This window comes from Gemmatimonadales bacterium (assembly GCA_036500345.1).
In the GTDB taxonomy this organism is placed as follows: domain Bacteria; phylum Gemmatimonadota; class Gemmatimonadetes; order Gemmatimonadales; family GWC2-71-9; genus Palsa-1233.
Window position 1 is genome coordinate 172,357 of the sequence record DASYCE010000026.1, and the last position, 19,586, is coordinate 191,942.

The following is a 19,586-nucleotide window of genomic DNA, read 5'->3' on the forward strand; positions in this document are numbered from 1 at the left end:
AGAAACAGCTGCGCGCAAGGGCTTGACAGCTAAGTCGTTATCAAGACTCAAGATAGCTTGCAGCCCTACCCTCTTCCGAAGCCCGGAAGGCGAGTCCAAGGCCCAGGAACATCGCCACCAGGAACGATCCCCCATAGGAGAAGAACGGCAACGGGATCCCGGTGATCGGCATGAGCGAGATCGTCATTCCCACGTTTTCGAAGATGTGGGTGAGGATCACTGCCGCGACCCCGAAGACCACCAGCGACGCGAACGGGTCACTCGCCTGGCGAGCGATCCGAACCATCAGGAGCAGAAGTGCCAGGAAAAGCGCCAGGGCCAACGCGACACCGAGGAAGCCGAGCTCCTCACCCACCACGGCGAAGACGAAATCGGTCGAGTGGAACGGAATGAATCCCGACCGCTTCTGCGGCCCGAGTGTGAAGCCGGTGCCGAGCCAGCCACCGGATCCGATCGCGACATGGGACTCGACCGCCTGGTACCCTGCCTTATGCCGGTACGCCGCACCCTCCGGATCGAGAAACGAGAGAATCCGGAGTTTCTGGTAGTCCTTCATGTGTTTCCAGACGACGAAGGCGAGGACGCCCATTGCCGAGTTGGTCACATAGACGAAGATCGCCTCCATCACGAACGGCCTCCACCAGAGGAGGAGCGCGAAGAGGACGATCATCCACGCGCTCCAGAGACCGGTGCTCCAGGCGAGGAGGAGCGACACGATCGGAGAAGCGAGGAGCACCAGGAGCGACACCGGGACGTCGGCCCAGAAGAGCATCCCGAAGAGAATCGCGACAAAGACGATGGCGCTGCCGAGGTCGGGCTGCTTGAGCACCAGAAGGGCTGGAACTCCCGCGAGGATCACCGGCTGGAGCAGTCCGCGGAGCGTGGTCGGTGGTTCGCGACGCGAGGCGAACCAGCGCGCCAGCATCAGAATCGTCGCCAGCTTGGCGATCTCGACCGGCTGGATTCCGATCCCCCCGAGCGAAATCCAGCTCTTGCTCCCGGATGCCGATCCCTTCCCCGAACCGATCACCAGCGTCACCGCCAGCATCGCGAGCGACGCACCATAAAGCCACGGCGTCGCCCATTCGAGAATCCGGAACGACGTGCGATACGCGAGCGTCGCGCCGACCAGCGCAATCATCAGCCATACGAATTGCACCACCCAGAGCCACCGCTCCTGACGGAACCACGCGCGATGGGTACTGACGATGAGATCAGTCTGCCCCGCCGAGTAGATGACCGCGAGTCCGAAGAGCGACAGCAGCGTGACGACGAGGAGGAGCTTCTTGTCGATCCCGCGATTCATCGGCCGGAACGCCCCGGGTGCGAGATCGGCTTCGACGGCGGATGTGCTCCAGCCGGAGGCAGACCGGGCGGGATCTGCGGCGGCGCGGGCGTCGACGAATCGGCGTCGATGCTGTGGTTGAGATCCTCGGTCACATTGGTGACGTCGGCCTTGACCGTGCGGCCGGTGAGAAAATGGATGATGGCGCGGACCGGATACTTCGCGACGAGTGCGCCATGGATCCCCTCTTCAACGGCGATTCCCACCACGATCTTCGGTGATTCCGCCGGCGCGAAGGCGATGAACCATCCCATGTCCTTCTGGCCCGTCACCTGCGCCGAACCGGTCTTTCCCCCGATATGGAATTGCTGGAGGTCCGCTATTCCGGCAAGATCGGCCGACGCCGTACCACCGCTGTTCACCACGTCGACCATCGCGAGCCGAAGATCCTGGAGATTCTTTTCGGGAATGTGCAGGTCGCGAACGACCTTGACCGGACGGTTCTGCAGCAGACGCGGCGCGCGCTTCATTCCATCGCTCGCAAGTGCCGCGAAGAACGACACCATGTTGATCAGCGTCTCGGTGTGCGCACCCTGTCCGATCGAAAGATTGAGTGTCTCGCCGTTCCCCCATAGCGATGTCCCGCGCGACGTGACGTAGTCCTTCACCGCCTTGCGGAGAAAGGGCTTTGCCTCGCCGCCGATATCGATATCGCTGCGCTGGCCGAAGCCGAGGTCGTACGCCCCCGCCAGGATCGAGTCGGCACCGAGCAACTGGCCGAGCTGGTAGAAGTAGACATCGCACGACGCCGCGATCGCCTGGCGCAGCGTCAGGTAGCCGTGACCCTTGGGATACCAGCAATGGTAGATCCGATTCCCGAACCGATATCCGCCGGTGCACGGATCGCGCATCTTGCTGTCCAGAGTGTAGCCGCGACGCAGCGCGAGTGCCGCCATCGCCAGCTTGAACGGCGAACCCGGCGGATAGGTCGCCTGGATCACCCGGTTGTAGAGCGGCCGATTGGGATCCTGCTGCAGGCCGCTCCAGATCGTCGGATCGATCCGCCCGATGAAGTCATTCGGGTTGAATGACGGCATCGAGTAGTACGCGAGCACCTGGCCGTCGGGCGTCATCGCGACCATCGCGCCGCGCTTTCCGGGAAGATCGGCACGCCACATCGAATCGATGAATTGCTGCAGGTCGAGGTCGATCGTGGTGCGGATCGCGTTCCCGCCGACCGGCGGAATCGACCCCGCCTCGGCCTGCTCTCGCACCGGTTGCCCCGTCGGTGTGACCTCGACGAACCGGACCCCCCGGCGACCGCGAAGGATCGAATCGTATTCGAGTTCGAGCCCCTGCTTGCCGACGATCTCCCCGGGCTGCGCCCCGGGGAAGGTGCTGTTCTCGAGATCGGTCGGGGAGACTTCACCGACATAACCGACCAGATGCGCCACCGCGTCGCTGTCGGGATAGCGACGCCGCGGTTCGCGCTGAATGACGAGTCCGCTGAGTTCGGCGCGATGTTCTTCAAGTCGTGCGACGACGTCGGTGCGCCCCGAGGCGTAGACGAGCGCAGGCTGGTATTTCGCTTCCTTCCAGCGGCGCACCACCGTTTCGACGTCGATGGTGTCGTTGGGGATCAGGCCATCGAGGCGCGCGAGCACGGCGCGCAGTGAATCTTCGGTGTTGGCGAGCAGCTCGATCGAGTAGCCAGGGAAATTATCGGCAATGGTGCGGCCGTCGCGGTCGAGGATGGCACCGCGCGGCGCGGCCAGCGGAATCTGCCGCAGATGCGTCTGCGCGGACTCGGTGCGGTAGCGGTCGTGCTCGACAACCTGTGCCTTGAAGAACGCCGACAGGAGGACGCCGAAGATCAGCACCAGCAGCCACTGCGCCGCCACAGCGCGGCGGGCGACCTGCCACGACGCAAAGGGACTCATCCGTCAATCCTGATCGCCAGCCAGTCGCGGAAGACCGCGACGACGATTACGCCTGCGATCGCCGTGGTGAGCGCCTGCAGCGGCGCCCAGACCAGCAGTTCGGACGGGAGCGCATGCAGCGGCGTCCCGCTGAAAAGGAGGACAAGGAGGTCACGGACCCAGGTCCCGACAAAGAAGAGTGCGGCATTCACCAGGAGATTATCCGCGAAGAAGAGCCCCCTTCCCCACGCCGCTCCCCAGCCCACCAGCACATGCGCCAGGATTCCCGCACCGAAGCGCGCGGGTGTCAATGCGTCGATCACCAGCCCGATGATGAAACCGGTGAATGCGCCGGCGCCGGGGCGCTCCCGGATCGCAAGGAGCAGCAGGACGAGCAGCAGGAAGTCCGGCGCGGCATGACTCTCGAAGAGCGATGGCCTGAGGTAGAACTCGAGGAACATCAGTAGCACCAGCACGAACACGACGCGCCACCGGTCGCTGCGCCGCGAACGACGGCGGCGGCGGTCGAACGGACGGCCGCTCATTGGTGGGGCGGTCCGGGCGGTGGTGGCGCCGCCGCGTGAACGGCCGCGGAATCATGCGCAGTGGCGGCGGGCGGCGGCGGAGCGGGCGCAGGTTTGGGGAGGTAGATCGAATCGTGCGGCGAGATCAGGACAATCACGTCGCTGGCGTCACCGGGATTGGCGAACGGCATGATCCGATAGACGGCGTCGTACCCGTTTTCGTCCCGGCGCCCCGACGTGACTCTTCCGATCGGAATGCCGTGCGGATACGTGCCACCGGCGCCCGCGGTCAGCACGATCGTGCCGGGCTTGATGGTATCTCGAATGGCCACGCCGTGCAGCTCGAGCACCGTTCCGTTGCCACCCGCAAGCGGCGCCGGCCGGACGAAGCCCATCACCTTGCCGTCTTCCGTGACCGCCGACACCGCGAAATCGGGATGCGCCCAGGTCATCGCCGAACTCGAATGCGGACCGGCGTTGATCACGGCGCCAAGAAGGCCGTATGCCGACACGACCGGATTGAAGTTGGCAACGCCATTCAACGTGCCCACGTCGAGCAACAACATGTGCGAATCGGTGATGGTCGGCTGGTGCAGCACGGTGGCTGGAACAACCGCCTGGATCATCCGGGCCCGGACGCCGAGGAGTGCGCGAAGATTGGCGTTCTCGCGATCGGTCGCCGCGTGCTGCTGCACCCGGATGGCGAGGAGATCGCGGTCGCGGCGAATCGCCGTGAGATCGAAGCGTGCGGCGCGATCCTGCGCGGCGCGGTCCTGGAGTGCCACGATCGGGCGGAGGACGCTCTTGCGGATGGTCCCGGCAAGTCGCAACGACCACGGGCGCGGGAGGGCGAGGGCGAGAATGGCGACCGCGGTGCATGCCGCGAAGAGAACGATGTCGGTGCGAGCGGAGTCGCCCCTCTCCGACCCGCGCATCGTCAGGTGGTCAGCACGCTGCGGTATTTCTCGAAGTCGTCGAGAATACGTCCGGTCCCGCGAACCACGCAGGTGAGCGGATCGTCGTCCACGTGAATCGGCAACCCGGTTTCGTGCGACAGGAGCTGGTCGAGGCCGCGGATCAGCGCGCCGCCGCCGGTCATCACGATCCCGCGATCAACGATATCGGCTGCAAGCTCGGGAGGCGTGATTTCGAGGGCGCGCCGCACGGCGTCGACCACTGCCGCGATCGGCTCCTGCACCGCTTCGCGGATCTCCACGGAATGCACCCGCACCGTCTTCGGAATCCCCGAGACCAGATCGCGCCCCTTCACTTCCATGTCGCGCTCTTCAGCCGCCGCGTACGCTGATCCGATCTTGATCTTGATCGCCTCGGCCGTCGGTTCGCCGACGAGGAGATTGTAGTTCTTGCGCATGAAGAGCACGATCGCCTGGTCGAGCTCGTCGCCGCCGATGCGGATCGATGTATCGGAGACGATCCCTGACAGCGCGATCACCGCGATTTCCGTGGTGCCGCCGCCGATGTCGATCACCATGTTGCCGGTGGGTGTTTCGACCGGCAACCCGACACCGATCGCCGCAGCCATCGGTTCGGCAACCATCAGGACCTGTTTCGCACCGGCCGTTTCCGCCGAATCGCGCACCGCGCGGCGTTCGACTTCGGTGATCCCCGATGGGACGGCGACAATCACTTTCGGCTTGACGCGGAAGAAATGTTTGTCGATGATCGTCTTCAGGAAGTAACGCAACATTTTTTCGGTGACATCGAAGTCGGCGATCACGCCGTCCTTGAGTGGACGGACTGCGGTGATCCCCTCGGGAGTTCTCCCGAGCATCCGCTTCGCCTCGAGACCGATCCCCTTGATCCGGCCCGTCGCCTTTTCGATTGCGACGACCGATGGCTCGTTGAGGACGATCCCTTCGCCTTTGACATATATGAGCGTGTTCGCGGTGCCGAGATCGACCGCGATTTCGTTGGCAGGGAGGAAGGTACCGAACTTGAACAAGTTCATGTGAGGCGTCCGCGAGGAGTCAATTGCGAAGCTAAAGGTGGGGTCGAAGGGTAGCAAGGCAACGCATTGTGGTGCGCGAGGTTGGGCGACGTTGTGAGCGTTCGCTCACATACCTCCATGAGCAGATGCTCATCTAAACAGGATTCCCGTGATGTCGAACCGATCCACCTGATTCTATCCCCGCGTCGGCCTGTCGCGAGCGTTCGGACTGATATATTCCCTCCGATTACTCCCAACCTGGATTGCTGACTGTGAACGCTGTCGCGTCAATGCTCTGGCGTGCCCGGAGCGCCGTTGTCGTGGTCGTCCTGGGCCTCCTGACTGCATTCCCTGCCCACCTCGTGGCCCAGCAGATGGCCACCGAAACCCGCGATTCTCACCAGGCGCAGGACGCCGAGTTCGCGGCGAAGTATCGGGAGTGGACTGGGGATGCGAAGTACGGGTCGCCGCTCGTGGACCATCTCCCCACGGTCAAGGGAATCCCCTCCCCGCGAGACGTCCTGGGCTATGACGTCGGGGCACCGAAGAAGCTCACCTATTACGCCGATATGCTGAAGTACTACCGGGCGCTCGCCAAGGCGACGCCGCGGGTCAAGGTCGAGACGATCGGCACCTCAGATGAAGGGCGCGAGCTCGTGGTCATCTGGGTGTCGTCGGACGAGAACATGAAGCACCTGCAACAGAACCGCACCAACCTCGGCAAGCTCGCTGATCCGCGCGGACTGACCGATGAACAGATCCAGCAGTTGATCGCCGGGACCAAGCCGCAATACCACCTCTTCGGCGGCCTCCACAGCGGCGAAACCGGCCCGTCGGAGATGCTGATGGAGCTCGTCTACCGCCTCGCGACCGAGACGTCGCCGCTGATCACCCAGATCCGCAACAACGTGTATGTGTCGGTTACGCCGGCCGCGGATGCCGACGGCCGCGACCGCAACGTCGACTGGTTCTACCACGGGCTCGATGTGACGGCGCAGATGGCTGCCGACAGCGCGGCGCGAGCGGGCCGTGCTGCGAACGCGCCGGGCGACAGCGCTCAACGCGGTGGCCGCGGCGGCGGCGCCGGCGGAAGAGGTGGAGCACCAGGCGGTGGCCGCGGTGGCGGCGCCGGCGCACTCCCCTACTGGGGGAAGTACGTCTTCCACGACAACAACCGGGATATCAACCTGTCGCTGATCCAGATGCGCGACATCGCCGACTGGTACTTCACTGCGCATCCGCCGATCATGCACGACCTGCATGAATCCGAATCGCTGATGTACGACTACAGCGGCGGTCCGCCGCAGAATCCCAACCTCGATCCGATTCTCTTCTCCGAGTTGCCGTGGTACGCCAACTTCGAGATGGCACAGATGACCAAATGGGGGATGCCCGGCGTCTACGACTTCGCCTTCATGGACGGCTGGTCGCCAGGGTATCTCGGCTCGATCGCGTACAACCACAATGGCATGATGAAGATGTACGAAACGCAGTCGGGACGGGACGTCGAGCGTCCCGCCGCGCGGCGGGACAGCACGACGACGGTCGCTCGCAGCGACAGTAGTGTTCGCCGGGACAGTGCAGCGGCGGGAGCGGCAGGCGGCAGAGGTGAACGCGGAGGACGCGGAGGACGCGGAGGCACGCCCACAACCGGAGCCTCGGCCAACGGCCTCGAAGAAACCAACATCGCGACGCCGGCCGGTCGCGGCGTGGCGGGCGGTGGGCGTGGTGGTCCAGCCGCTGGCACAGGTGGAACGTTCGGCGGTCGGGAATCCGCGCCGCCGAGTGGGAAGGGCGGCTCACAGGATCGCGAGTGGTATCGCGGGCTCCCGATTCCACCCGACGCAATCGCCAACTTCAGCCGCCGCGACAACACCAACTACATGGAAACCGGAGTCCTGTCTGCGCTCCAGCTGACCGCAGCGTTCCCGAACGTCGTGGTGCAGAACTTCTACATCAAGTCGAAGAATTCGATCGACGACTGGCGCACGCACGGCCCGGCGGCGTATGTCATTCCCGCTCGCCCAGACATGACGCGCGCCGCGCAGCTGGTGAACGTGCTGCGCATCCAGGGCGTTGAGGTCGGCGTGGCAACCGAGCCGGTGAAGGTTGGCGACTCCACGTATGCCGCCGGATCGTACGTCATCAAGCGGAACCAGCCGTACGGGCGGCTCGTCAAGAATCTCCTGGAAAAGCAGGTCTTCCCCGATCCGAGACTCACCACGTACGACGACAGCGGCTGGTCGATGGGACTGGAGATGCTGGTCGACGTCGTGCCCGTGGCCGATTCGTCGATTCTCGGGGCTCCCGTCACGCCGGTCACGTGGGCCAAGGTCACCGGGACGGTGCGCGGCAACGGCACGGTGGCGATTGCGGTCGCTGACTACGGATCGAACAACATGATCGCGTTGCGGTACCGGCTGAAGAACGTTCCGATGAAGATCGCCGAGGAGTCGTTCAGCGTGAACAACGTCACGATGCCGGCCGGGTCCTTCGTCATTGCCGATGCGACCGATGCCGCTGCGATCCGCGCCGCCATCGACTCCCTCGGCCTCACCGCGGCCAACCTCGATGCGATGCCAACGGTGCCGATGCATGACGCCAACGTGCCGCGCGTCGCGATCTACTCCCAGTGGAACAGCACCCAGGATCTCGGCTGGTATCGCCTGACGTTCGACAACTATCACATTCCGTACGACCTGATCTTCAAGGAGCGGGTGGCGAAAGGCGACCTCAAGAAGGACTACGATGTCATCGTGATGGCCGACCAGAACATCAACAAGCAAGCGGTAATGCAGAAGGCCGCCGCGCGCCCGCAACCTTACGAGAAAAGCGACAAGTATCAGTTCCTCGGGATGTACGGGTCGACACATGACATGAGTGGCGGATTCGGCCAGCCGGGCGTCGATGCCTTCCAGCAGTTCCTCGATCAGGGAGGGACGCTGGTCGCGATCGGCCAGGCGGTGCACTTTCCGATCGACTTCGGGTGGGCGCGGACCACCGACACCAGCAATGTCCCGGGGCTCACGTCACAGAATCCGATCGTCACGGGCGAGATCGTCAATCACAAGTCGCCGATCTTCTACGGCTACGACAAGACCATGATCCCGATCAAGTACGTTGGGGGACCATCCTTGCGGGTCGGCACGGCAGACGAAGGCAACGTGCTGGCGCGCTACGAGGGCGGCGACGCGTCCGTGTTGTCGGGATTGATGGTCGGCGCCGATGCGCTCAAGGGGCGGGCATTTGCGGTCGACGTCCCCGGGGCGTACAACGGCCACGGCCGCGTGGTGCTCTTCACCAACAACCCGATCTATCGCTGGCAGAACCACGGCGAATTCAACATGGTCTTCAACGCCGTGATGAACTGGGATGACGAGGTCGCGGCCAAGCCAGTGCCGTAGCAGCCGGCCTCACTCGGTCAGGTACAGCCCTGTCGTCCGTACCTGATCGAGCAGATCGGCACGATGCCGTGCCGCTTCCATCATTTCCGGCGGCGCGCCAAGGAGTTCGAGGAGGAGGAGTGCGCTCCGCGATTGCGCCGGGCCAGGTGTGAGTCGATGATGAAAGACCAGCTGTCCGTCGACGACTGCATCGGTGAAGTGGTACGGCAGGTAGAGACCCGCCAGGAGATCGACGAGCTCACCGTCGTGGGTTGCCGCAATCACGACGTGCGGCGAGGGTTGACCATCCCGAGAGCGCAGCAGCTCGCGGAGCACTCCTTCGGCCGCGGCAATCCGCTCATTGGTATTGGTGCCGCGAAACACTTCATCAAGCAGAAACATCCGCGGCTCAAGTTCCCCGCTCTCCTTGATCATCGCCACCACACGTTCGGCCTGACTCAAGTACGAGCTCTTTCCGGATTCCAGATCATCGTCCGAGCGCATCCCGCTGCAGACGATCGATGCCGGCCCGCGGTAGCCAGTCGCCGGCACTGTGTTGACGGTGCGAGCGAGCAGCACAACCGTGCCAAACGTTCGAAGCCAGGTCGATTTGCCGGACATGTTGGAGCCGGTGATCAGCACGCCGGCCGGCTGGCCGATCGTGATCGAATTGCGAATGGCGTCGGGGAGAAGCGGATGCCAGGCGTCGGTCACGACGTAACCGGGCTCTGCCGTGATTGTCGGGCACGACCATTGTTCCGGTCGTGCGCGGAGTGAAGCGATGCTTTGCGCCACATCTGTGTCTCCGACAAACGCCAGCACCTCGAAGAGCGCATCGCGGTGATGGCGCAGTGCGCGCGAGACCCGCACCATCGCGTTGGCATCGAGGAGAAGGACGATGTTGAGGTATTCCCATAATCCATCGAGGAGCTCGTTCCCGGTCCCCTGGAGTCCCACAAGCAACAACGGCGCGCGGAGTGGCAGCAGCACGCCGAGCGCTTGCGCGATCCGCTCACCTCGTCTTGGGGAGGCGAGGCCAGCTTGGCCGCTGAGCTCCCGGGCGACATCGAGGATGCCGCCGAGCGCCCGGAGCGGCGCGATGACGTGTGCGGTCCGGGTGAACAGCCTGTGCCGAATCCAGATTCCCGCAAAGACAAGTGGCACGAGAACCAGGAACGCCCGCGGCCAGAACGGGACCATGACCGCAGAGCCGACCAGCGCGATGGATAGCACCGGCAGCCACGCCATCCAGCTCGGCGCAGGAACAGCATCGGGGTCGGTCAGGTCCCAGAGATCGCTCCGATCGCCGAGGCGCATGAGGAGAAGCTGGAGCTTCTCGCGCTCCTCGGCCGACGTTGCGAAGTTAGCGATCGCACGTTCGAGTTCGTCGCGCTCGGCTGCATCCGGCAACGACCGCAATCGGGCATAGAGGGCTTGACGGCCGAGCGTGGTAAGTGAGTTGTCGATAGCATCGAGTATTTCGTCGAGGAGGAGGTCGCGCGCGGTCTCCGCGGATATGCGGGCGCGGGCTGGATCGCGCCGACACGACATGGCGTGGAGCGCGTCGTCGCGGCGCCGAATCGTCGGAGGAGCACGGCGCACGCCCCATGCGGCCCGCAATTGCTGGAGCAGTCGACCGACGCGACGACTCATCGACTTGCGGCCCGCCCCCCCACACCCAGCTCCCGATACCTGAAACAGCTGACCAGGTGATCGTTGACCAGCCCTGTCGCCTGCATGAAGGCGTAGCAGATCGTCGTGCCGACAAAACGGAATCCCCGCCGCTTGAGATCCTTGCTCATCGCATCCGATTGCGGGGTGCTCGCGGGGACGTCGCCGTGACCACGCCGCCGCTCCTGACGCGGCGCACCATCGACGAACTGCCAGATGTACCGGTCGAACGATGCGAACTCGCGCTGCACGACGAGGAAGGCACGGGCATTCGAGACGGTGCTTTCGATCTTGAGCCGGTTGCGGACGATCCCGGGATTCTGCATCAGCCGTTCGACTCTCGCCGGCGTGTAGCGGGCAACCTTCGCCACGTCCCACTCGCTGAACGCCTCACGGTAGTTGTCGCGCTTGGCGAGGATCGTTGACCAGCTCAGGCCGGCCTGTGCGCCCTCGAGGGTAAGAAACTCGAAGAACCGCGTGTCGTCATGCACGGGAACGCCCCACTCCCGATCGTGGTACGCGATATCGAGTTCCTTGCGCGCCCAGGTGCAGCGCGGTGTGTCAGTCGGTCGCGGCATCGCTCCTCCTTAAATGAACGCGCGTGCCCACGGAATCCGCGGGCACGCGCGCTCACTATGGTAACCGATCAGATACCGCTCTTGGCGTCCTTCGCTCCACCCGCCGAGGCACGGGCGAGATCGCGGGCAGCCTGGGCCATCCACTGCACCCGCTGTCCATCGGTCGCCGACTTGGCGTCGCCGTCGAGCTGCGTGGCAATCTTGTTGAGCTCGCTCGCGCGGGCGGCGCCGTGCGCCTTCTCTGCCGCGTCGATTTCCTTCCAGAGCGCTTCACGTCGCGCCTGGGGGAGGCCGTTGTCGCGGTCGAGCTGGTCGAGGTACGACTTGACGACGGGGAACGCCGCCGGCCAGACAAGCTTCGGCTGGTCCTGCGGGTTGAACTGGTCCATATGGATCAGCTTGGCCGCATCGATCTCGTTCTGGGAGAGGAACTCGCTCGGCGTCAGATCGAAGATGTCGATCCCGCGGGCGATTTCCGAGGCATAAATGTGGCCGTTGTACCAGTAGCCGCACCAGAACCCGCCGATCACGATCCCGGTCGACTGCGAGTCGGCCTTCTCCGGGTGATTCGGAATCGGACCGCGATCGAAGTAGGCAATCTCCTGCACATGATCGGGATTGCTGAAGTCGAAGACGTCGACGCCGCCCTGATACCACCCCTGCACCATGATGTCGCGACCGGGCACGGGCAACAGCGAGCCGTTGTGAGCGACGCAGTTTTCCGCTTCGGTCTGCGCAGCCGGCATCTTGAAATAGGCGTGGCGGGTCAGCTTGCCGTTGTTGATGGTGAAGACCGCGTCGCTGCCCCAGTTGAGCGGATCGATCGCGCGGCAACGCGCACCGGTACCGCCGCCCCACTCATCGGTGAAGACCACCTTCTTGGCGTCGTTGCTGAATGTCGCCGAATGCCAGAAGGAGAAGTTGGTGTCGCCGACAAAGTCGAGGCGGGTCGGATTGAGCGGGTTCTTGATGTCGAGCAGCAGGCCGAGACCGGCACAGGCGCCACCAGCGAGCCCGGCCGACGGATAGACCGTGATGTCGTGGCACTGATTCGGACCGGCATTCGGATCGCGCGGCGCGCCACCCCGGCCGCCGCGACCGGCAGCCCCCGCGGTAAAGCGTGTCACGATCGCCTGCATCGCTGCCTGTGAGTCAGCCGCCGTCGGTGCACCGGTGCCACCGCGCGCCTTCTCGATGCTGTCGATCACCGGCGTCACCATTGCCGGCGGAAGCTGGGCAAGATTGATTCGGTCGGTCGGCGCGCCGCGCCCACCGCCCCGCCCACCCCGGCCCCGCGCCGCCGCGGTGTCGCCCGGCGGATTGCCGTGCGCCGGACCGTTGCTCCGCAATCCTTCGAAGATCCGTGCGCCCGCGACGACCTTCGCATCCTCGGGGTGTGCCAATGGCACCTTGATGATCTCGATGCGGAAACGTGCCGAGTTGGTCGAGTCGCCGCGGTCGATGCATCCGGCCATCTCGTTTGAATCACGAACCCCGGAGGTGCCGGAGATATACACGTAGAGATTGTTCTTGTCGTTGGGATCCTGTACCAGCGTGTGTGTGTGCGAGCCGCGGCAGTTCTGCACGTTGGCGACGACCTTCGGGTGCGCAATATCGGAGATGTCGAAGATACGGACGCCGATCATCCGGTCGGCGCCGCTCTGCACGCCACCGGCCTTGCAATCCTTCCGGTCGCCGGTGCTCTCGGACGAAATGAAGAGCAGGTTGCCCCAGACCGACGGATCGCCCTGCGAGGTGGGGCAATAGTACGCCGTCTTGATGAAGGGCTCCGAGGGGTTCGACACGTCCCAGATCTGGAAGCCGGAGAAATTCCCCTGGATGACGTAGTTCCCCTTGAACGCGAGATCGGAGTTCGCGTAGGTCAGGCCGCCGGCGTGATCGAAGACGTCCGGCTTGGCGTGATGCCCAACCAGTCGCATGTTCTTCTGCGCCGTACCTGCGTCATCGAATCCCGAGTGCAGACCGACGCGCGGGTCAGTGAGGGACGCGGCCATCGAATCGCGCGCTTCGGGAACGCCATTGCGCCCGTCGCGACTCGCCCTGCCCTGCGCCGAGAGTGTGGCGACCGACGCGGCCACAGCCAACGCCGATGCGCCGAGGATGCGGAGCCCGTGAAGAGCGCCAGAACGGATCGACTGCATGCGATGCTACTCCTTGGTGTAGGCGGACAACATTCCCTGCATGACGCGAATCTCGGCCGACTGATCGGCCTGCACAGTATTGGCAAAGGCGAAGATATCGGCTTGCTGGCCGGCGTCGGCGTCGAAGAGCGACTGCACCATGCCGAGCGCGCCCTCGTGGTGCTGGATCATGAAGGTCAGGAAGAGCTGGTCGAAGGTGGCGCCCCGCGACGCATCGAGGAGGGCCATCTGATCGGGGGTGAGCATCCCGGGCATCATGTGCATGCTCATGTCCATGGCGCCTTTGCTCATCCCCGGCATGTTCATCCCTGCCATCGACGTCGATGCGGTATCGTGATGGAGGTAGCCAAGAGGATCGGGGGCGTCGAGGTGGCGCTCCAGGAGCCATCCCTGCATGAGCTTGATCTCGCTCTCCTGGGTCAGCGCCACCTTCTTGCAGAAAAGCGCGACCTGCTGGCTGGCGCCGTGGGTGTTGGCCCAACCGGCCATCGCCACGGCCTGCGCGTGATGGTAGATCATTCCCTGCATGAACTGGACGTCGGCTGCGGTGTAGTCGTGGGCTTGTGCTGCGGCAGGATGAGTCACGATGCACGATGCAACTATCGCGATAGCTGGCCAGAGATGGCGACTTCGTGGCGGGGACTCCCGCATCGTCGGAACGTGCTCCTCGCGGCGAGGTGAACGCAGAACTGTATCGTAAACAGAAGGGACGGCGCGCGCTACTGGCCCGAGCGACCACCACTCACCATCAGGGCGTCTGAAGCAGCTTTCCTACCGCCCAGTGCTTCCGAATCCGCCGCCGCCCCGATCGGTCGCCGGCAATTCGCTGACCTCGTGAAAGACCACCGGTTCCACGCGTTGCACCAGCAGCTGCGCGATCCGTTCACCCCGACGGATCTCGAACGCCGCATCACCGTGATTGATCAGGATGACGCGAATCTCGCCGCGATAGTCGCTATCGACCGTGGCGGGCGAGTTGGGAAGCGAGATGCCGTGCTTGAGCGCCAATCCCGATCGCGGACGGAGTTGCAGCTCGTATCCGTGCGGAACGGCAACGGCGAACCCGGTCGGCACGAGCTCTCGCGCCCCCGCCTCGATGGTGACGTCGACGGCCGACACGATGTCCATGCCGGCGGCACCAGCCGTGGCGCGTGCCGGGAGCGGCAACCCGGCGCCGTGAGGGAGCCGGGTGATGAGGACGGTGAGCGTGTCAGTCACGCCGTGTCATACCGGGCACAGCGAAGGACTACAGGACCGTGTCGACATTGGTCGAGGGCAGCCCGAACGCTTCGGCAACACCGCCGTAGACGATTTTTCCGTCGACCACGTTGAGACCCAGCTTGAGGGCGCCGTCGCGCTTGCACGCTTCCTTCCACCCGTGCCGCGCCAGCTGGATCGCGTACGGCAGCGTGGCGTTGGTGAGCGCGAGCGTCGAGGTGCGCGGCACGGCGCCGGGCATGTTCGCCACGGCGTAGTGAAGGATCCCGTCGACGAAGTAGGTCGGGTCCTCGTGCGTCGTCGGCTTGATCGTCTCGACGCAGCCGCCCTGATCGACCGCAACGTCGACGATCACGGCGCCCTTCTGCATGATGCCGAGATCGGCGCGCGTGACGAGATGCGGCGCCTTCTTCCCCGGAATCAGCACCGCACCGATCAGCAGGTCGGCATCGCGGATCGCCTCGAGGATGGTGTGACGGTTGGAGAAGACGGTGTTCACGTTCGCCGGGAGTACCTCGTTGAGATAGCGCAACCGGTCGAGCGACGTGTCGAGGATGGTGACGTTGGCGCCGAGCCCGGCGGCCATCTTGGCCGAATTGATTCCGACCACGCCGCCGCCGATGATGACCACCTTCGCGGGCGGAACACCTGGCACGCCGCCCAGCAGCACGCCGCGGCCACCGAAGAGCTTCTCGTTGTACTTGGCGCCTTCCTGCACCGCGAGACGACCGGCGACCTCGGACATTGGCGTGAGCAACGGCAGCTGGCCGCCGGGCAGCTGCACCGTCTCGTATGCGACCGCGATCGCTCCCGACTTCATCACTGCGCGCGTGAGCGGTTCATCGGCGGCGAAATGGAAGTAGGTGTACATCACCTGCCCCTTTTTCATCCGCGGCCACTCGACGCTGATCGGCTCCTTGACCTTGATGATCATCTCGGCGCGCGCCCAGGTATCATCGGCGCTCGGTGAGATCGTGGCGCCCGCCGCGGCGTAGGCATCGTCGGCAAATCCACTGCCGAGCCCGGCGCCGGTTTCGACCAGCACCTGATGACCTTCGCGAACCAGCGCTTCGACGCCGGCGGGAACGAGACCGACGCGGTTCTCGTTGGTCTTGATCTCCTTGGGAACTCCGATCAGCATCGTCAACTCGCTTCTGCGCCAGCGGCGCACCTGGGGATGCAGGTCAAGCCGGCCCGAGCCGGACGGTCGTCATGCGCTCCGGGGGGAGGAAGTGCGCGGCAAGCGCCGAGGTTTCCTCCAGAGTCACGCCGTCGACGAGGCGGAGCACCTCGTCGATCGAACGGTACCGCTCGTCGTTCAGGACGTGCACGGCAAGACGGTTCATCCGGCTCACCGTGCTTTCCAGCGCCAGCATCACGCTGCCCTTGAGCTGGCCCTTGGCATCACGCAGCTCATCCGCCGGGATCCCGTCGCGCGAGACAGTGGCGAGCTCGTCGGCAATGACGGTGAGCGCCTGATCGGCCGTCGATGGTTGTGTGCCGACATAGATGCCGAAGACGCCAGCGGCGCGATACGACGCGTGCCAGGCGTGAATCGCGTAACAGAGGCCGAGTTCTTCGCGGACCCGCTGAAAGAGGCGGCTCGACATCCCGCCGCCGATCACCGCCGTCAGCAGCGCGAGCCCCCAGCGGCGATCGTCGGCGGCGTCGACGGTATCGGTCCCGACGATGGCGTGCACCTGTTGCAGGTCACGCTCTTCGCGCCTGGTGACGCCGCGGCTCGCGGTGGCAGGGAGCACTCCCGCCCGCGGAGCGCGCGGTTCGCCCGCCATCCACCCTTCGCCTTCGAGGAGGTCGAGTACCTGCTCATGTTCAATACGTCCGGCCACGGAGATCACTGCGTTTCCCGGATAGTAGCCATGCTGGTGGACGTCGCGCAGGTCGCCGACGCCGATGTCGTTCACCGTTTCCGGGGTGCCGAGAATCGAGTAGCCGTACGGGTGATCCGGCCAGAGCACTTCATTCCAGAGCTCGCCGACCAGATCGTCCGGCGTGTCGAGCACACCGTTCAATTCCTCGAGGACGACATTGCGTTCGAGCACGAGATCGGCGTCGCGCAGCAGCGGGCGGCGCACCAGGTCGGTGAGGACATCGACGGCGAGCGGCAGGTCGGCATCGAGCACGTGCGCCTGGAACCCGGTGTGATCGCGCGAGGTGAACGCATCGAGCGAACCGCCGCGCGATTCGAGCGACAGCGCAATCTCGCGCGCCGTCCGCCGTTCGGTGCCCTTGAAGACGAGATGTTCGAGGAGGTGAGAAACACCCATGCGCGCGCGCGGCTCGTGGCCGCTTGCGGTGCGAACCCAGATCCCCGCCGCGGCAGACCGGACGCCCGGAAGGCGTTCGGTCACCACGACGAGGCCATTGCGGCAATCGGTCCGAAAAAGCGCGTCGTCAAGCTGGACGGTGCGCCCCTGCGAACGATCGCTCACGGCTTGGGAATCAGCGCTTTCCGGGACAACCGCATCCGGCCGCGCTCGTCGACCTCGAGCAGCTTGACCTGCACGATATCGCCCTTCTTCACGACATCCTCGGTCTTCTCGACCCGCTTGTGGTCGAGTTCCGAGATGTGCAGCAGCCCTTCCACGCCCGGCATGATCTCGATGAACGCGCCAAACGCGGTGATGCTCTTGACCGGACCTTCGTAGACCGTACCCACGATCGGCTCGGCGACGATCGCCATCACCATCTCGCGTGCCTTGCTTCCGGCTTCGGCGCCCACTGCCGCGATGGTCACCAGACCGGTGTCGTCGATGTTGACCTTGGCACCCGACGCGTCCTGGATCCCGCGAATGGTCTTCCCCTTCGGTCCGATCACGTCGCCGATCTTGTCCGGCTTGATCTGGATCGTGATGATTCGCGGCGCCCACGGCGACATCTCGGCGCGGTGCGTCGGGAGAACCTTGTTCATCTCGCCGAGGATGTGGAGGCGACCCTTGCGCGCCTTCTCCAGCGCGTCGCGCATGATGTCGAGCGACATCCCTTCGATCTTGATATCCATCTGGATCGAGGTGATCCCGCTCTCGGTCCCTGCGACCTTGAAGTCCATGTCGCCGAGATGATCCTCGGTGCCGAGGATGTCGGTGAGGATCGCGATCCGGTCGCCTTCCTTGATCAACCCCATCGCCACACCCGCGCACGCCGACTTGATCGGCACGCCGGCATCCATCAGCGCCAGCGATCCGCCGCAGACGGTCGCCATCGACGACGAGCCGTTCGACTCGAGCACCTCGGAGACGAGGCGGATCGTGTACGGGAAATCCTCGAAGTGCGGCAGCAACGGCTGCAGCGCGCGCTCGGCGAGTGCACCGTGCCCGATTTCGCGCCGCGACGTGCCGCGCATCGGCTTCACTTCGCCGGTGGAGTACGGCGGGAAGTTGTAGTGGAGCATGAACGACTTGGTGTGCAGCCCGGCGACGTTGATGCCGTCGAGCTTCTGCTCGTCGTCGGCGGTACCGAGCGTCGTGACCACGAGCGCCTGGGTTTCGCCCCGGGTGAAGAGCGCTGACCCGTGCGGCCTCGGCAGGACGTGGGCTTCGACGGTGATCGGACGAATCGTGTCGCCGTCGCGTCCGTCAACGCGCTCACCCTTGGTGAGGATCTGCTCGCGCATCACCCGGTACTCGACATCCTCGAGTTCACCCGCGATCTCCTTGGCACGATCCGGGAATTCCTCGGCGAGCCCGGCGACCACGTCCTTGCGGACCGTCGCGAGTCCCTCGCTGCGCCCAGCCTTGTCCTTGGCGTTCATCGCCTTCGCCATCGACTTCTCGGCAAGTGCGCGCACGCGCTTGACGAGCGCTTCGTCCTTCGCGACCGGCGCCCATTGCATCTTCGGCTGGGCATTCTTCGCCACCAGATCGGTGGTGTGCTTCACCAGCTCGCGAATGCCGTGCTGCGCCACCTGCAGCGCCTCGACGACCTGCGCTTCCGAAATCTCGAGCGCGCCGCCTTCGACCATCAGGATCGAGTCGGCCGAGCCGCTGACGATCATGTCGAGTGACGAGAATTCGAGCTGCTGGAAGGTCGGGTTGAGCACCCATTTGTCCTCGATCCGTCCCACTCGCACCGCGGCAATCGGACCGCTCCACGGCACTTCGGAGAGGGACAGTGCCGCCGACGCGGCGAAGACACCGAGGACATCGGCGTCGTTCTCCTGGTCGGCGGAGATCACGGTCACGAAGACCTGGACCTCGTTCTTGAACCCTTCCGGGAAGAGCGGCCGGATCGACCGGTCGATCACCCGCGCGGAGAGGATTTCACCGTCGGAAGGGCGTCCCTCACGCTTCAGCCATCCGCCCGGAATCTTGCCGGCAGCGTACTGCTTCTCGCGGTATTCGACCGTGAGCGGAAAGAACGGAAGGGTGGAGATGTTGGGAGAGACGGTGACGGCGGCGAGGACAACGGTTTCTCCGAACTGGATGAGAACCGACCCTGCGGCCTGCTTGGCGAGGCGGCCGGTCTCGATGACCATGGGCCGCCCCGCGAACTGCGTTTCAATGCGCTGCACGATGTTCCTTCAATGCGTATGAGCACTCCAATACACAAAAGGCGTCCCACAGTGCTCGCGTGGGACGCCCTGCAGCTTCAGCACCGGATCAATTCCGGAGGCCGAGTTCTGTGACCAGTGACCGATAGGCCGAGAGATCGCGGCTCTTGAGATAGTTCAAGAGCCGGCGCCGCGTGCCGACCATCTTCAGCAACCCCTGCCGACCGTGGTGGTCCTTGGAGTGGGTGCGGAAGTGCTCGGTGAGGTCGTTGATCCGCGCCGTCAACAGGGCAATCTGGACCCGGGTCGACCCGGTGTCGGTGTCATGCTGGCGGTGCTTCTCGATGACGGGCTGCTTCTCGATCATTCCATGTCCTGAGTCAAGCTG

15 protein-coding genes are annotated in these 19,586 nt (G+C 64.6%); 1 reads left to right on the top strand and 14 read right to left on the bottom strand.

Annotated features, from left to right (window positions below; genetic code table 11):
* Positions 1-40 precede the first annotated feature (40 nt).
* Genes VGM20_12025 through VGM20_12045 form a run of 5 tightly spaced genes read right to left on the bottom strand, consistent with a single transcriptional unit; the run spans position 41 to position 5,697 of the window.
* The gene (locus tag VGM20_12025; protein HEY4101590.1) at positions 41-1,306 is read right to left on the bottom strand and encodes an FtsW/RodA/SpoVE family cell cycle protein; all 1,266 of its coding nucleotides are present in this window, start codon (positions 1,304-1,306) and stop codon (positions 41-43) included.
* Positions 1,303-3,225, bottom strand: a complete 1,923-nt coding sequence (gene mrdA, locus VGM20_12030) for a penicillin-binding protein 2 (protein HEY4101591.1) — start codon at positions 3,223-3,225, stop codon at positions 1,303-1,305. The genes VGM20_12025 and mrdA overlap by 4 nt, the downstream gene beginning before the upstream one ends.
* Positions 3,222-3,749, bottom strand: coding sequence for a rod shape-determining protein MreD (gene mreD / locus VGM20_12035; GenBank protein HEY4101592.1), 528 nt, complete (start codon positions 3,747-3,749; stop codon positions 3,222-3,224). The genes mrdA and mreD overlap by 4 nt, the downstream gene beginning before the upstream one ends.
* Positions 3,746-4,663, bottom strand: a complete 918-nt coding sequence (gene mreC, locus VGM20_12040; protein HEY4101593.1) for a rod shape-determining protein MreC — start codon at positions 4,661-4,663, stop codon at positions 3,746-3,748. Before mreC ends, mreD begins: the two co-directional genes overlap by 4 nt.
* A 2-nt stretch (positions 4,664-4,665) precedes the next feature.
* The gene (locus VGM20_12045; GenBank protein ID HEY4101594.1) at positions 4,666-5,697 is read right to left on the bottom strand and encodes a rod shape-determining protein; all 1,032 of its coding nucleotides are present in this window, start codon (positions 5,695-5,697) and stop codon (positions 4,666-4,668) included.
* 251 nt (positions 5,698-5,948) lie between these two features.
* Between VGM20_12045 and VGM20_12050 the strand changes: the two genes are divergently transcribed.
* Positions 5,949-9,080: a M14 family zinc carboxypeptidase gene (locus tag VGM20_12050; GenBank protein ID HEY4101595.1), complete on the top strand. Its 3,132-nt coding sequence runs from the start codon at positions 5,949-5,951 to the stop codon at positions 9,078-9,080.
* A 9-nt stretch (positions 9,081-9,089) separates the two neighbouring features.
* Here VGM20_12050 and VGM20_12055 read toward each other — a convergent pair whose 3' ends face one another.
* From VGM20_12055 to rpsO, 9 genes are all read right to left on the bottom strand, one after another.
* The gene (locus tag VGM20_12055; protein HEY4101596.1) at positions 9,090-10,712 is read right to left on the bottom strand and encodes a hypothetical protein; all 1,623 of its coding nucleotides are present in this window, start codon (positions 10,710-10,712) and stop codon (positions 9,090-9,092) included.
* Complete coding sequence (locus VGM20_12060; GenBank protein ID HEY4101597.1) at positions 10,709-11,308, bottom strand: DNA-3-methyladenine glycosylase I; 600 nt, start codon at positions 11,306-11,308, stop codon at positions 10,709-10,711. The genes VGM20_12055 and VGM20_12060 overlap by 4 nt, the downstream gene beginning before the upstream one ends.
* Before the next feature lie 68 nt (positions 11,309-11,376).
* Positions 11,377-13,470 carry a hypothetical protein gene (locus VGM20_12065; GenBank protein HEY4101598.1) on the bottom strand — a complete coding sequence of 698 codons (2,094 nt, stop codon included), beginning with the start codon at positions 13,468-13,470 and terminating at the stop codon, positions 11,377-11,379.
* Positions 13,471-13,476: 6 nt separating this feature from the next.
* Entirely contained in the window at positions 13,477-14,055 is a 579-nt protein-coding gene (locus VGM20_12070) for a DUF305 domain-containing protein (protein HEY4101599.1), read from the bottom strand.
* A gap of 186 nt (positions 14,056-14,241) precedes the next feature.
* On the bottom strand, positions 14,242-14,688 hold the full coding sequence (gene dut / locus VGM20_12075; protein ID HEY4101600.1) for a dUTP diphosphatase: 447 nt from the start codon (positions 14,686-14,688) through the stop codon (positions 14,242-14,244).
* Between the two features lie 28 nt (positions 14,689-14,716).
* A complete protein-coding gene (ald, locus tag VGM20_12080; protein HEY4101601.1) occupies positions 14,717-15,829 on the bottom strand; it encodes an alanine dehydrogenase in 1,113 nt (370 codons plus the stop codon).
* A gap of 43 nt (positions 15,830-15,872) precedes the next feature.
* Positions 15,873-17,141: a pitrilysin family protein gene (locus VGM20_12085; protein HEY4101602.1), complete on the bottom strand. Its 1,269-nt coding sequence runs from the start codon at positions 17,139-17,141 to the stop codon at positions 15,873-15,875.
* The gene (pnp, locus tag VGM20_12090; GenBank protein ID HEY4101603.1) at positions 17,138-19,219 is read right to left on the bottom strand and encodes a polyribonucleotide nucleotidyltransferase; all 2,082 of its coding nucleotides are present in this window, start codon (positions 19,217-19,219) and stop codon (positions 17,138-17,140) included. The genes VGM20_12085 and pnp overlap by 4 nt, the downstream gene beginning before the upstream one ends.
* An 88-nt stretch (positions 19,220-19,307) precedes the next feature.
* Positions 19,308-19,565, bottom strand: coding sequence for a 30S ribosomal protein S15 (gene rpsO / locus VGM20_12095; GenBank protein ID HEY4101604.1), 258 nt, complete (start codon positions 19,563-19,565; stop codon positions 19,308-19,310).
* Positions 19,566-19,586: the final 21 nt, after the last annotated feature.